Origin of the sequence: Curtobacterium sp. 1544, assembly GCF_040544915.1 — a bacterium.
Lineage (GTDB): Bacteria > Actinomycetota > Actinomycetes > Actinomycetales > Microbacteriaceae > Curtobacterium > Curtobacterium pusillum_C.
This window is the reverse complement of the sequence record NZ_JBEPKX010000007.1, coordinates 131,086-145,211: the sequence shown is the minus strand read 5'-3', so window position 1 is coordinate 145,211 and position 14,126 is coordinate 131,086. Positions and strand designations below refer to the sequence as shown.

General features: G+C 71.3%; 10 protein-coding genes. 8 read left to right on the top strand and 2 right to left on the bottom strand.

From position 1 onward, the window contains the following. Positions 1 to 144: 144 nt before the first annotated feature. Positions 145 to 966: a 16S rRNA (cytidine(1402)-2'-O)-methyltransferase gene (gene rsmI, locus ABIC61_RS06685; protein WP_354029284.1), complete on the bottom strand. Its 822-nt coding sequence runs from the start codon at positions 964 to 966 to the stop codon at positions 145 to 147. A gap of 53 nt (positions 967 to 1,019) precedes the next feature. On the opposite strand from rsmI, the gene ABIC61_RS06680 reads away from it, so the two are divergent. Continuing rightward, positions 1,020 to 2,651: a dolichyl-phosphate-mannose--protein mannosyltransferase gene (locus ABIC61_RS06680; protein ID WP_354029283.1), complete on the top strand. Its 1,632-nt coding sequence runs from the start codon at positions 1,020 to 1,022 to the stop codon at positions 2,649 to 2,651. Positions 2,652 to 2,657: 6 nt separating this feature from the next. On the opposite strand, the gene ABIC61_RS06675 is transcribed toward ABIC61_RS06680, so the two are convergent. Continuing rightward, positions 2,658 to 3,305, bottom strand: a complete 648-nt coding sequence (locus tag ABIC61_RS06675) for a TetR/AcrR family transcriptional regulator (RefSeq protein ID WP_186321928.1) — start codon at positions 3,303 to 3,305, stop codon at positions 2,658 to 2,660. Between the two features lie 180 nt (positions 3,306 to 3,485). Between ABIC61_RS06675 and ABIC61_RS06670 the strand changes: the two genes are divergently transcribed. The 7 genes from ABIC61_RS06670 to ABIC61_RS06640 all read left to right on the top strand — a co-directional run bounded on the left by ABIC61_RS06670 (position 3,486) and on the right by ABIC61_RS06640 (position 14,121). Further along, positions 3,486 to 5,027 (top strand): MFS transporter, encoded by a 1,542-nt coding sequence (locus ABIC61_RS06670; protein ID WP_079236916.1) that lies wholly within the window; start codon positions 3,486 to 3,488, stop codon positions 5,025 to 5,027. A 439-nt stretch (positions 5,028 to 5,466) separates the two neighbouring features. Next, positions 5,467 to 6,333 (top strand): sulfurtransferase, encoded by an 867-nt coding sequence (locus ABIC61_RS06665; protein WP_354029282.1) that lies wholly within the window; start codon positions 5,467 to 5,469, stop codon positions 6,331 to 6,333. Between the two features lie 46 nt (positions 6,334 to 6,379). After that, complete coding sequence (locus ABIC61_RS06660) at positions 6,380 to 7,447, top strand: NAD-dependent epimerase/dehydratase family protein (protein ID WP_354029281.1); 1,068 nt, start codon at positions 6,380 to 6,382, stop codon at positions 7,445 to 7,447. Between the two features lie 4 nt (positions 7,448 to 7,451). After that, entirely contained in the window at positions 7,452 to 7,982 is a 531-nt protein-coding gene (locus ABIC61_RS06655; RefSeq protein ID WP_354029280.1) for a nucleoside/nucleotide kinase family protein, read from the top strand. Next, on the top strand, positions 7,979 to 9,811 hold the full coding sequence (locus ABIC61_RS06650) for a thioredoxin domain-containing protein (protein WP_354029279.1): 1,833 nt from the start codon (positions 7,979 to 7,981) through the stop codon (positions 9,809 to 9,811). Before ABIC61_RS06655 ends, ABIC61_RS06650 begins: the two co-directional genes overlap by 4 nt. 58 nt (positions 9,812 to 9,869) lie before the next feature. Continuing rightward, positions 9,870 to 13,733: an ATP-dependent RNA helicase HrpA gene (hrpA, locus tag ABIC61_RS06645; RefSeq protein ID WP_354029278.1), complete on the top strand. Its 3,864-nt coding sequence runs from the start codon at positions 9,870 to 9,872 to the stop codon at positions 13,731 to 13,733. Between the two features lie 19 nt (positions 13,734 to 13,752). Beyond that, positions 13,753 to 14,121, top strand: coding sequence for a VOC family protein (locus ABIC61_RS06640; protein WP_354029277.1), 369 nt, complete (start codon positions 13,753 to 13,755; stop codon positions 14,119 to 14,121). Positions 14,122 to 14,126 lie beyond the last annotated feature (5 nt).

Genomic DNA, 14,126 nt, shown 5'->3' with positions numbered 1-14,126 from the left:
GCTGACCGTGCACCGGTGGCAAAGGGGGCCAATCCTCGGGGGGCGGGGGGGCCGCATGCCGCGCCCTGCGCGCCGCGTGTGGAGAACCGGCCTGGAGGCACGTGGCGGCGCCGCCACGTGCCTCCAGGCCGCCTGTCGAGACTGTTACCGCGCCGCCAGCGCGCCCTCGTAGAGGTCGCGTTTCGACAGTCCCGTCGCGTCCGCGACGGCCGCCGCGGCCTCCTTCATGCGGGAGCCGGCGGCGACCCGCTCGAGCACCAGCCGGACGCCGTCCTCGATGGTCGTGACGTCGAGCGCTCCGGTCGATCCCTCGACGACGATGCAGATCTCACCGCGGACGCCCTCGGCCGCCCACGCCGCGAGTTCGGCGAGGGGTCCGCGACGGACCTCCTCGTGCAGCTTCGTGAGCTCACGGCACACGACTGCTCGTCGGTCGTCCCCGAAGCCCGCGGCCATGTCCGCCAGCGTGTCCGCCAGCCGGTGCGGCGACTCGAAGAACACCATCGTGCGCTGCTCGCCGGACAGCGACGAGAAGAGCCGACGGCGCTCCCCGCCCTTGCGCGTCGGGAAGCCCTCGAAGCTGAAGCGGTCCGTCGGCAGCCCGGAGACGGCGAGCGCCATGAGCACGGCGGACGGGCCGGGGAGCGCTGTGACGGTCACACCGGCAGCAGCAGCGGCCTCGACGAGGGGGAAGCCAGGGTCGCTGATCGCGGGCATGCCGGCGTCGGTGAGGACCACGACGTCCTCGTCCCGAGCGAGCTCCACCACCTCGGCGGCCTTGGCGCGTTCGTTGTGCTCGTGCAGGGCGATGAGCCGCGGACGGTTCTCGATCCCGAGCGCACGCATCAGGTGGATCGCGGTGCGGGTGTCCTCGGCGGCCACCACGCTCGCGTTCGAGAGCGTCTCGATCAACCTCCGGGAGGCGTCGCCGAGGTTGCCGATGGGCGTTGCTGCGAGGACGATCACGACACCATTGTGGCGGCAGGTGCGTCTTGGGAGCGATCCGTAGGATGCTGCCGATGACCAGCGAGCTGACCGACGACCGCACCGCCGTCCCCGACGGGCCGGTCGGCTCCCGTCTCGACGACTGGTGGGGGCGTGTCCTCTCCGTCGGCTGGCGGGTCGCCGCGTGGCGCTGGGCCGGGCCGCTCGCCGTCACCCTGCTGGCCGCCGTGCTCCGTCTCGTGAACCTCGGGCACCCGCACTCGCTCGTGTTCGACGAGACCTACTACGTCAAGGACGGCTGGTCGATCGTGCACCTCGGGTACGAGGGCACCTGGCCGGGCAACCCGAACGACGACTCGCTCCCGACGACCGACGAGCGCTTCGCGTCCGGTGAGACGTCGCTGTTCACGAGCGCCGCGGAGTTCATCGCGCACCCGCCGCTCGGCAAGTACCTCATCGGGCTCGGCATGCTCCTGTTCGGTGCCGACAACTCCTTCGGGTGGCGGTTCGCGGTCGCCGTGCTCGGCATCGCGACCGTGTTCCTGACCGCCGTGATCGCCCGGTCACTGTTCCGCTCGACCCTCGTCGGCACGCTGGCAGGGTTCCTGCTCGCGGTCGACGGACAGGCGATCGTGATGTCCCGCGTGACCCTGCTGGACGGCATCCTGACCTTCTTCGTGGTGCTCGGGTTCGGCGCACTGCTGCTCGACCGACGCTGGACGTCCCGGCGGCTCGACGCCTGGGTGGCACGCCGAGCGGCCGCGGGCAAGGACACGCTCTGGGGGCCGGTGCTCTGGTGGCGGCCCTGGCTGCTCGCGATGGGCCTGGCGCTCGGGCTCGCGACGGCGACCAAGTGGTCCGGCATGTACTTCCTGGCGTTCTTCGCGGTGTACTCCGTGCTCTCCGACATGGTCCTGCGTCGCCGAGCCGGCATCGAGTTCTGGTCCTCGAGCGCACTGCTGCAGCAGGCACCGGTGTCGTTCCTGCTCACCGTCCCGATCGCCGCGGCGACCTACCTGGCGTCGTGGACCGGCTGGTTCGTGTCGAAGGGCGGCTGGGACCGCGACTGGATCGCGTCCGGCGGGCAGCGGTGGACCGGGATCCTGTCGTGGGTGCCCGACAGCCTGCAGAACTGGTGGCACTACCAGTCCGAGATCTACGGGTTCAACATCGGGCTGCACACCCCGCACTCGTACCAGGCGAACCCGCTGCTCTGGCTGCTCATGCAGCGCCCCACGTCGATGTACTACGTCGGCACGAACGCCGGACAGGACGGCTGCGCGGCGACGCGCTGCGGGGAGGCGATCACCGGCATCGCGAACCCGTTCATCTGGTACGCCGCAGTGATCGCGAGCGTGGCGCTCCTCGTGCTCTGGATCACGCGCCGGAAGTGGGAGTACGGCCTCGTCCTGATGGGCATCGCGGCGGGGTACCTGCCGTGGCTGCTGTACGTGAACCGGACGGTGTTCCAGTTCTACACGATCGCGTTCGAGCCCTTCATGGTGATGGCGCTGGCCGCGGCGATCGGGCTCGTGCTCGGGTCACGGAACGATCCACGACCACGACGGACCCGGGCCGTGGTGTGGGTCGGCGTGTACCTCGGGGTCGTCGTCCTGGCGTCGGCGTACTGGTTCCCGATGTGGACCGGACTGCAGATGCCGTGGGACTTCATCCGGTCGCACTACTGGCTGCCGAGCTGGTTGTAGCGCGCGCTAGTTCTGGGCGTGCAGGGCGCGTTCGATGGACTCGCGGTCGAGCGGGGTGCCGAGCATCGGCGCTTCCGTGCCCCCGGGCAGGACACCCTCGATGAGGACCTCGGCGTAGCGGCGCCAGGCGTTCGGGTCGTGTGCGCGGGTGGAGTCCGCCACGGCGCCGACCATCGAGGTCAGCATCGGGAGGTCGCGGTAGTCGAAGCCGGCACGGACGACCCCGGCCGTCTCGGCGCGTTCGATGATCGCGCTGACCTGGGTCTCGAGGCGATCGCGTTCCTGCACGATGGACGGACGCGCCTTGCCGGCTCGGACGATGGCGTCGGCCAGGGCGCGGTCGCGGGCGCGGAACTCGAACACGCCCATCAGGTAGACGCGGAGCGCCTCGCGCGGATCGATCTCGTCCGCCGCACGGGCCGCGGCCTCGTTCATCGCCTCGAACTTGGTGGCGAGGAGCGCCTCGATCAGGGAGTCCTTGTCGGCGAACCGGCGGTAGACCGTCCCGACGCCGACACCGGCCTCGTGCGCGATGTCGTTGAGCGTGACCGAGAGCCCGCGTTCGGCGAAGCACTTGCGGGCCGTCTGCAGGATCAGCTCGCGGTTGCGTGCGGCGTCCGCGCGGAGGGGACGCTCGAGGTCGGTGGTGCTCACGCTCCTGACGGTAGTTGAACTTTCTGGGAATAAGTGGATGCGGACCTTCCGTTTCGGTCTACACTGGTCACAACCGGATGCCTCGCATCCGTTTCGGTTCCTTCGTGAACAGCCCCTCCCCTTGAAGTGCCCGACGGCGCGCGCTTCGCCATCCCTCCCACCTTCTCGAAGGAGGCTGCCGTGACGGCAGAACAGACCGTGCCGACCCCCACCGGGGCCGCACCCACGACTTCGGGCTCCGCGCCCGCCAAGGCCAACCACCGCTGGATCGCCCTGGCGGTCATCGCCCTCGCCCAGCTCATGGTGGTGCTCGACGCCACCATCGTGAACATCGCCCTCCCCTCGGCCCAGGCGGACCTCGGGTTCGGCACCGACCAGCGCCAGTGGATCGTCACCGCGTACTCGCTCGCGTTCGGTTCGCTCCTGCTCCTCGGCGGGCGACTCGGTGACCTCTTCGGTCGCAAGAACACCTTCATCATCGGGCTCGTCGGCTTCGCGGTCGCGTCGGTCCTCGGCGGCCTGGCGGACTCCTTCGGGCTGCTCGTCGCCGCCCGTGCGCTGCAGGGTGTGTTCGGCGCGCTGCTCGCCCCGTCCGCGCTCGGCATGCTGACCACGACGTTCCGTGACCCCAAGGAACGCGGTCGCGCGTTCGGCATCTTCGGCTCGATCGCCGGCTCCGGTGCGGCCATCGGCCTGCTCCTCGGCGGCGTCCTCACCGAGTACGCGTCGTGGCGCTGGTGCCTCTACGTCAACGTCGTCTTCGCCGTCCTCGGCGTGATCGGCGCCCTCGTGTTCATGGCGAAGCCGCCGAAGGTCGAGCGTCCGCGCATCGACGTCGCCGGTGTCATCACGATCACCGCTGGTCTGGTCGGTGTCGTCTACGGCTTCTCGAACGCCGAGACGAACGGCTGGGACTCCCCGCTCACGATCGTGATGCTGGCCGCAGGCGTGGTGCTCATCGCCGCGTTCGTGTTCATCGAGACGCGTGTCGCGCACCCGCTGCTGCCCCTGCGCGTCGTCCTCGACCGTGACCGCGGTGGCTCGTTCATCGCGATCGGCCTCGTCGCGATCGGCATGTTCGGCATCTTCCTGTTCCTGACCTACTACCTCGAGCAGACCCTCGGGTTCAGCTCGCTGCAGACCGGTCTCGCGTTCCTGCCGATGCCGCTGTCGATCATGATCTCGGCGACGCAGATCGGTGGTCGTCTGCTGCCCCGCGTCGGCCCGAAGGTGCTGATCTTCGCCGGTGGCCTGGTCGCCGCGATCGGCCTGCTGCTGCTCCTCCGCACGGACCTCGACAGCTCCTACGCAGGAACCGTCCTGCCGGCGCTGATCGTCATCGGCCTCGGTATGGGCACGATCTTCTCGTCCGCGATGAACACCGCGACGACGGGGGTCGCCCGTGCGGATGCCGGCGTGGCCTCGGCGACGGTGAACACGATGCAGCAGATCGGTGGCTCGATCGGCACCGCGCTCCTGTCGACGATCTTCGCGGACGTCGTGAAGAACAGCCTCACCGGGCTGTCTGCGGCGCCGACGAAGCTCCAGCAGGCGCAGGCGGTCCTCGACGGCTACCACGTGGCGTTCGGCATCTCGGCGGGCGTGCTCGTCCTGGTCGCCCTCGCCGGCGGGCTCCTCATCAACCGCCAGTCGGTGCGACTCGACAAGCTCGCACACGCCAGCGCTGCGACGACCGGGAGCATCCCGACCGCCGCGCACTGACGCACTGCACGCAGAACGGCCCGCCCTGGATTCCGGGGCGGGCCGTTCTGCGTGCGCGAGGTCCGGGAAGCACGCGTGTTTCGACATCGCACCCGTCGATCGACTCGTGTGGTGTCGGACGTCGCGCGCGAACCGGGGCAGACCCGGGGTCGCGCCGCCATGCCTGCCCCGGTGCGGACTCGGAACGACGAAGTCGATGTCGTGCGACAACGGCTTCGTCGTTCGGTGCACGCGCGGGTTGTTGCGCACGCGCGGTTGCGACAGGGCCGATGTCGTACGACGACCGCGATGTCGTTCCGAGTCCGCACCGCCCGCCGCGCTCCCGCCGCCACCCCGCACCACACCCCGGCCCCGAATCTCCTTCGCCAGAACCCCCACCGGTTGCGCAGTGTGTCGGTTTCCCTCGCACACGTCAGGGGTCTCGATTACCGTGTGCGCCATGGCCCCCGTCCTGACCTCGCCGCTCGTGTCGACGCAGTGGCTCGCAGACCACCTCGGTGCTGACGAGCTCGTCGTGCTCGATGCCTCCGTGCACACGGTGGGGACCGGTCTCACGACGATGTGGCACACCGCGAAGGACTCCTACGAACAGCGCGGGCACGTCCCCGGTGCGCGGTACGCCGACCTGGTCGAGGCGTTCTCCACGCCCGACACCGACGTGCCCTTCACCCGCCCCGGCGCCGAACAGTTCGAGGCCGCGGCGCAGGAACTCGGCGTGACGAACACCTCGACCGTGGTGGTCTACGACGACAGCGTCGGCGAGTGGTCGGCACGCCTGTGGTGGATCTTCCGGTCGTTCGGCTTCGACTCGGTGGCGGTCCTCGACGGCGGTTTCACGAAGTGGCGCGACGAGGGCCGTCCGGTCCGGGTCGGCGCACTCCGAGCCGTCCACTCCCCCACCTCGGACGCGGGCACGGCGTTCCGCGCGGGTGAGGAGCGTCCGCTGTGGGCCGACCACGCACGCGTGCTCCGAGCGGTCTCGGGTGAGCAGCCCGCGTCCCTGGTGTTCGCGGCGCCGGAGTCCGCCCTCGGCGAGGACCACCCGCCGATCGTCCCGGGCAGCACCCCGATCGCCGTGGACACGATCGTCGACCCGGACACGAACGCGTACCTGCGCGGACCGGCACTCGAGCGAGCCTTCGCCGAGGTGCTCGACTCGGAGGAGATCGTGACGTACTGCGGCGTGGGCAGCGCCGCGTGCGTGGACGCCCTCGCGCTCACGGTGCTCGGTCACGAGAAGGTCCGGGTCTACGACGGCTCCCTGCTGGACTGGTGGCGGCGCGAGCCGGAGGCACTCGCCTCCTGACCATCGTGCCGAAGAGTGGAGCGCCCCCGCGGACTACCGTTGACGCATGAGCACCAGACGCGCGGTCGTCCTCGGCGGTACCGGCGGGATCGGTTCGGCCGTCGCGCGTGAGCTCCTCGACGCCTCCGGCCGCGGGCGCGACGACTGGCAGGTCGACGTCGTGGCCCGGCACGGCAGCGCCACCGCCGACGCTCTGACGGCGGCCGGCGCGACGTTCGTCCCCGGTGACCGCCGCGACACCACGGTGCTCCGCGAGCTGCTCCGCCCCGGCGCGGACCTGCTCGTCGACACCGTCGGGCTGACCCGCGACGACGCCCTGCAGCTCCGGCCGTTCCTCGACGACGTCGGCTCCACCGTGTTCGTGTCGTCGAAGGCCGTGTACGTCGACGAGCAGGGACGCCACGCGAACTCGACCGAGAAGCCGGTGTTCGGCGGTGCCGTGACCGAGCTGCAGCCGACGGTGGCCGCGGCTGACGGCGCCCCGACGAGCCGCGACGGCTACGGTGCCGCGAAGGTCGCCGCCGAGCAGGTCCTCCTCGACCACGGCGCCCCGGTCACGGTGCTCCGACCGTCGAAGGTGTACGGACCGGGCATCGGCCGACCTCGCGAGTGGTTCGTCGTCCGACGTGCGCTGGACGGCCGGGAGCGCATCCTGCTCGGCGACCACGGTCGCGGGGTCGACCACACGACGGCGGCGAGCGGCATCGCCTCCCTGGTCCGGCTCGTCGCCGACGCCCCGGACCGCCGCATCCTCAACGTCGCCGACGACGCGGCACCGAGCGTGCTCGAGATCGTCCGCACGATCGCCGGACACGTGGACCATGCGTTCGACGAGGTCCTGCTCGACGCCGACGCCCCGGCCTTCGTGGGCACCACACCCTGGTCGTCGCCGACGCCGTTCGTCCTCGACACCTCGGCCGCACGGACTCTCGGGTGGGAGCCGCCGACGTTCGCCACCGCGGTCCGACCGGAGCTCGACTGGCTCGTCGAGACGGCGCACGCGACCCCCGCGGACGGCGACGTCCCGTGGGCCGCGGACCCGTTCTGGGAGCGCCTGTTCGACTACGGCCCCGAGGACGCCGCCCTCGCACTGCTCTCCCTGAGCGGGAACTGACGCAGTGTCCCGCTCCGAGGTCCTGTTCATCGGGGGCCGGTCCGGTGTGGGCAAGTCGACCGCTGCCGAGGCCCTGCACGACCTCCTCGTCGCCGCCGACGTCCGGCACGCCGTGATCGAGGGCGACCTGCTCGACCTCGCCCACCCGGCGCCGCACGTCGAGTTCCCCGAGGCGCACCTCGCCGAGCGCAACCTCGCAGCGATGTGGTCCGCGTACCGCGAGCTCGGCTACCACCGGCTGGTCTACACGAACGCGGTGGCGGTGCTCGAACAGGACGCGCTGGCCGCTGCGATGGGCGACGACCCCGTCGTGACCGCGGTCCTGCTCCGCGCCGGGGACCAGGCGACGGCGGACCGCCTGCGCCGTCGGTCGGGTGGTCACCTGCCCGAGGCGCAGCTGGCACACAGCACGCGGACGGCCGGGAGGCTCGACGCGGCTGCCCGGGACGCCGTCACCCGGGTGGACACGGACTCCCTCGCCCCGCCCGAGGTGGCCGTGCGGCTCGCGTCGCTCACGGGTTGGCTGGACGCATGACCGACAACCGCCTCGGCTCCGCCGTCAGCCCGTACCTCCGTCAACACGCGGGGAACCCGGTGGACTGGCGGGAGTGGGGGCCCGAGGCCTTCGCCGAGGCCCGGGACCGCGGCGTGCCCGTGATGGTCTCGGTGGGCTACGCCACGTGCCACTGGTGTCACGTCATGGCGCGCGAGAGCTTCTCCGACCCCGAGGTCGGCGCGCTGCTGCGCCGGGACGTCGTCGCGGTCAAGGTCGACCGAGAGGAACGTCCGGACGTGGACGCCAGCCTGATGGCCGCGGCGAGCGCCTTCACGCAGCAGCTCGGCTGGCCGCTGACGACGTTCCTCACGCCGGACGGCCACGTGTTCTTCGCGGGCACGTACTTCCCGCCCACGCCGGTCGGGCAGGTGCCGTCGTTCCGGCAGATCCTCGCGGCGGTCGTCGACGCGTGGACCGAGCGACGGCACGAGGTGGACGCGAACGCGAGTGCGATCGCGACGGCGATCCGGCAGGGCGCCGAGGCGGACGCGACCGCCCGCCAAGGTGCCGACGGTGGCGGTGCCGAGCCGCGCCTCCCGGCAGTCGACAGCATCCGGGCCGTCACCGACCTGCTCACGCGGGCCGAGGACACCACCTACGGTGGTTTCGGTGGCGCACCGAAGTTCCCGAGCGCGCCCCTGCTGGAGTTCCTGTCCGACGCCGCGGCCGACGGCGACGACCAGGCGGACGGCCCGCTCGACCGCTCCCTGCACGCGATCCGGAGCAGCGAGCTGACCGACGCCGACGGCGGCGTCTTCCGGTACGCGACCAAGCGGAACTGGAGCGTGCCGCACTACGAACGCATGCTCTACGACAACGGCGGCCTGCTCGCCGTCGCGGGCGCCGAACAGGCGCGGGGCATCGCGGACTTCCTGCGGGACACCCTCCGACGACCGGACGGCGCGTTCGTCGCCGCGCAGGACAGCGAGTCGACGATCGACGGCCAGCGCGTCGAGGGCGAGTGGTACCGGCTGCCACTCGACGAACGCGGGCGACTCGACCCGCCGCCGCTCGACGACCAGGTGCTCACCGGGTGGAACGGCCTTGCCATCCGGGGCCTCGCGATCGCGGGCGCACGGCACGCGGACGACGAGATGGTCGCGCTCGCCCGCGGAGCCGCCGATGCACTGCTGGCCACGCACCTCGAAGACGGCTACGTCACGGTCCGCTCGAGCACTCCGCGTGGGGTGTCGAGCGCGCCGCCGACCATCGAGGACGTCGGACTCCTCGCCGAGGGGCTGCTCGAACTCGCGCTCGTGACGGGCGAGGTGTCGTACGCGGTGACCGCACGTGGGCTCGTCGACGACGGCCTGGCCGGACGCTTCGAGGTCGACCCGGTGCTCGCCGCTGCCGGCACGGCCACGGGCGAGCAGCCGCAGACCGCGATGCGATCGGGCACCGTCGCACTCGCTGCGGCGGCAGCGGTCCTCGCCGCGCTCACCGGCGATGCGACGTACCGGGCGGCCGCCGCGCGGCTCGTCGCGGACCGCGCCGCCACCGGCACCGAGCAGCCGCTCGGGCACGCGGACGCCCTCGGTGTCGCGCTCGCGCTGCAGCGGCCGTCGCGCGAGGTCGTCGTCGTGACGTCCGATCCGACCGACCCGCTCAGGACGACGGCGCGCGGCGCTCGTCGACCGGGGACGGTGCTCGCGCTCGTGACGCCCGACCAGGCGGTGGCCTGGACCGAGGCCGGGTTCGAACTGTTCGCGGGCCGGGACACCCTCGACCCCGCGGGCTACGTCTGCCACGACCGGGTGTGCTCGCTCCCCGCGCGCACCGGCGACGAGCTCGTCACCCAACTGACCTGATCGGCGCCGCCAGCGCCGGCGACGCCAGTGCCGCCCGCGGCTGTAAGCTGGAATGCTCATGTCGACCACGCCCGTCATCACGTACCCGCCCGAACTGCCGGTGTCGCAGCGGCGGGACGACATCGCGGCTGCCATCCGGGACAACCAGGTGGTCATCGTCGCCGGCGCGACCGGGTCGGGCAAGACGACGCAGCTGCCGAAGATCTGCCTCGAACTCGGGCGCGAGCACATCGGCCACACCCAGCCCCGACGCATCGCCGCACGGACCATCGCCGAACGCGTGTCCGAGGAGCTCGGCGGCGAACTCGGCGGACTCGTCGGCTACCAGGTGCGCTTCACCGATCGAGTGAGCTCGGACACCCGCATCAAGGTGATGACCGACGGCATCCTGCTCAACGAGATCCACTTCGACCGCGACCTGAAGCGGTACGACACGATCATCATCGACGAGGCGCACGAGCGCTCCCTGACGATCGACTTCCTGCTCGGGTACCTCAAGCGGCTGCTCGTCCGACGCCCCGACCTCAAGCTCATCATCACGAGTGCGACCATCGACCCGGAGTCGTTCTCGAAGCACTTCGGCGACGCCCCGATCATCGAGGTCTCCGGCCGCACCTACCCGGTGGAGATCCGGTACCGCCCGCTGGTGGCGGACGCCGCTGACGACGCCGACGAGACGAACGGGACCGACGACACCGACCCCCGGTCGGACGACAGCGGCCGCGGCGGGTCCCCCGACGACCGCGACACCATGCAGGGCATCACCGACGCACTCGACGAGCTCTCGCGGGAGGACCCGGGCGACGTGCTCGTGTTCCTGTCCGGCGAGAACGAGATCCGCGACGCACAGGACGCCATCGAGGGCAAGCGCTACCCGGGCACCGAGGTCCTCCCCCTGTACGGGCGGCTGTCCGCCGCCGATCAGCACCGCGTCTTCGAGCGCCGGCACACCCCCGGCATCCGTCGCCGCGTGGTGCTCGCCACCAACGTCGCCGAGACGTCGCTGACCGTCCCCGGCATCAAGTACGTCATCGACGTCGGGACCGCCCGCATCTCCCGGTACTCGCCGCGAGCGAAGGTGCAGCGCCTGCCGATCGAAGCGGTCTCGCAGGCGTCCGCCAACCAGCGCTCCGGTCGAGCGGGCCGCACGAGTGCCGGCATCGCGATCCGGCTCTACTCCGAGGACGACTTCGACCGGCGTCCCGAGTTCACCGACCCGGAGATCCTCCGCACGAACCTCGCCGCGGTGATCCTGCAGATGATCTCCCTCGGCTTCGGGGACATCGAGTCGTTCCCGTTCCTGCAGCCGCCGGACTCCCGCGGCGTGAAGGACGGCCTCGACCTGCTCCGGGAACTCCGCGCCGTCGACACCGACGGCCGGATCACGAAGACCGGCAAGCAGCTCACACGGCTGCCGATCGACCCGCGGCTCGGCCGGATGGTGCTCGAGGCCGGACGACAGGGCGTCGGTCGCGAGGTCATCGCCGTCGTCAGTGCCCTGAGCATCCAGGACCCCCGCGAACGTCCCCTCGAGAAGCGGGCGCACGCCGATCAACTGCACGCCCGGTTCGCCGACCCGACGAGCGACTTCCTGACGCTGCTCAACCTCTGGAACCACATCGAGGACAAGCAGGACGAGCTGTCGTCGAGTGCCTTCCGTCGTCTGTGCAAGGCCGAGTTCCTCAACTACCTCCGCATCCGCGAGTGGCAGGACCTGTACCGGCAGCTGTCCCGCGCCGCGAAGCAGGTCGACGTCCGGGTCGGGCAGTCCCGCTCCGACGACGGCGACGCCGTGCACCGGTCGCTCCTCGCCGGACTCCTCAGCCAGATCGGGCTGCGCGACAAGGAGAAGCGCGACTACCTCGGGTCCCGGAACACCCGGTTCGTCGTGTTCCCCGGCAGCGTCCTCGCCAAGAAGCAGCCGGACGCCGTGATGGCCGCCGAGCTCGTCGAGACCAGCCGGCTGTTCGCCCGCACGGTCGGACGGATCGACCCCGCCTGGGTCGAGCCGCTCGCCGGTGACCTCCTCAAGCGCACCCACGGTGAACCGCACTGGGAGAAGAAGCAGGGCGCGGCCGTCGCCTACGAGCGGGTCACCCTGTTCGGCGTCCCGATCGTCCAGCGGCGCCGCGTGCAGTACACGCGCATCGACCCGGAGCACTCCCGCGAGCTCTTCATCCGGCACGCCCTGGTGGAAGGCGAGTGGGACTCCCAGCAGGCCTTCGACCGGACGAACCGGCAGCTCCGCCGCCAGCTCGAACAGCTCGAGGAGCGCACCCGCCGCCGCGACATCCTGTTCGACGACGAGCGCGTGTACGAGTTCTACGACGCCCGCGTCCCCGCCGACGTCGCGACCACCCGGGACTTCGAGGGCTGGTGGCGGCAGACGCGACGCGACCAGCCGGAGCTGCTCACGATGCGGCGATCGGACCTCCTCGACGAGGACGCCGCCGAAGCGGCAGAGGACGACGCCGAGTACCCGACCCAGTGGCGGAGCGGCGACCAGCGCCTCGCCATCAAGTACCGGTTCGAGCCGGGCGCGCAGGACGACGGCGTGAGCGTGCAGGTCCCCCTGGCGCTGCTCCCCCGCATGCGCGAGGAGGGTTTCGACTGGCAGGTGCGCGGTCTCCGGAAGGAGCTCGTCACCGCACTGATCAAGTCGCTGCCGAAGCAGATCCGCAAGAACGTCGTGCCCGCGGCGGACTGGGCCGAGAAGATCGTCGCCGAGCTCCCCGACGACGCCCCGACCGAGCCCACCGAGTCGTTCCGTGCGACGCTCGCGAAGGCCATCCAACGGATGACCTACGTGCCGGTCACCGAGTCGGACTTCGACCTCGCCCGCGTCCCGTCGCACCTGTTGCCCACGTGGGCGGTCGTCGACGAACGGGGGCGCCGGGTCGAGGCCGGCAAGGACCTGTCGGCCTTGCAGACCAAGCTCAAGGACCGGACTCAGCAGAGCGTCGCCTCCGCCACGGTGCGGGCCGCCAACCGGCCTGGAGGCGCGGCTCGCGTCGCGTCCGCCGGTGGCGGTCAGCAGGTGGAACGGTCCGGACTGACCGCCTGGCCCGACACGGACCTGCCGGAGACGCTCGACACCAAGCAAGCCGGCGGCGTCATCCGCGCCTACCCGGCGCTCGTCGAGGAGGGCACCGGGCCGAAGGCGACCGTCGGTGTCCAGTTGCTCGCGACCCCGTCCGACCGTGCAGTCCGGATGCCCGCCGGCGTCCGCCGGCTCGTCATGCACGCCGTGCCGTCGCCCGTGTCGTACATCCAGTCGCACCTCACCGCGCAGGAGAAGCTCGCACTCGCTGCCAGCCCGTACCCGTCGACGGCAGCACTGTTCGACGACGTGCTCGCCGCGGTCGTCGACGCCGGGATCCGTCGAGCGCACCCTGACGGACTCGTCTTCACGAAGTCGGCGTTCGAGGCCGTCCGCGACGCCGTGTCCGCCTCGGTGGTGGACACGATGTTCACGGCGGTGTCCGAGGTCGCCGCGGTCCTCGCCGCACACCGGGCAGCGGAACGGTCCCTCAAGCAGGCGAACTCGATGTCGCTGCTGGCCGCACTGACCGACATGCGCCAGCAGATGGAGCGACTGGTGTTCCCCGGGTTCGTCTCGGTGGCGGGGCTCGACCGGCTCCGGCGCATCCGGGTGTACCTGCAGGGGGTGGACGCCCGCGTGCAGAAGCTCCTGCAGAACCCCGGGCGGGACGCCACGTGGATGCGCGAGGTCACCGTCGCGACCGATCGCTACGTCGACGCCGGCGGGCAGTTCCCCCCGGCCGTCGGTGCGCACCCGGAGCTCGTGCACGCGCGGTGGATGCTCGAGGAGTTCCGCCTCAGTCTCTTCGCGCAGGAACTGGGGACCGCCGAGACGGTGTCGTTGCAGCGGATCACGAAGGCCCTGACGGCCGCGCGCTGATCGGTCTAGCGTGTCGGCCATGATCGGCACACTCGACGTCGTCGTCCTGGACTGCCCGGACCCGCGCGCCCTCGCCCGCTTCTACGTGGAACTGCTCGGCGGCGAGATCGTCGCGTTCGACGAGGACTGGGCCGAGATCGCACTGCCCTTCACCGACCACCGGCCGATCCTCGCCTTCCAGCAGGTGGCGGAGTACCGCGCACCGGAGTGGCCCGGGCAGGACGTCCCCCAGCAGAGCCACCTCGACGTGAAGGTCGACGACCTCGACGCCGGCGAGACCGCGGTCCTGGCGATCGGCGCGACGGCGACCGGTTCGGGGACGGACACCTTCCGGGTCTACCTCGACCCCGCCGGGCACCCGTTCTGCCTGATCCGGCCGAACGACTGACCCGC

Excerpts from the sequence above, each read along its gene's own strand:
- ABIC61_RS06680 (WP_354029283.1), top strand. The coding sequence starts at position 1,020 with ATGACCAGCGAGCTGACCGACGACCGCACCGCCGTCCCCGACGGGCCG.
- ABIC61_RS06660 (WP_354029281.1), top strand. The coding sequence starts at position 6,380 with ATGAGCACCAGACGCGCGGTCGTCCTCGGCGGTACCGGCGGGATCGGT.
- ABIC61_RS06640 (WP_354029277.1), top strand. The coding sequence starts at position 13,753 with ATGATCGGCACACTCGACGTCGTCGTCCTGGACTGCCCGGACCCGCGC.
- ABIC61_RS06650 (WP_354029279.1), top strand. The coding sequence starts at position 7,979 with ATGACCGACAACCGCCTCGGCTCCGCCGTCAGCCCGTACCTCCGTCAA.
- hrpA (WP_354029278.1), top strand. The coding sequence starts at position 9,870 with ATGTCGACCACGCCCGTCATCACGTACCCGCCCGAACTGCCGGTGTCG.
- ABIC61_RS06665 (WP_354029282.1), top strand. The coding sequence starts at position 5,467 with ATGGCCCCCGTCCTGACCTCGCCGCTCGTGTCGACGCAGTGGCTCGCA.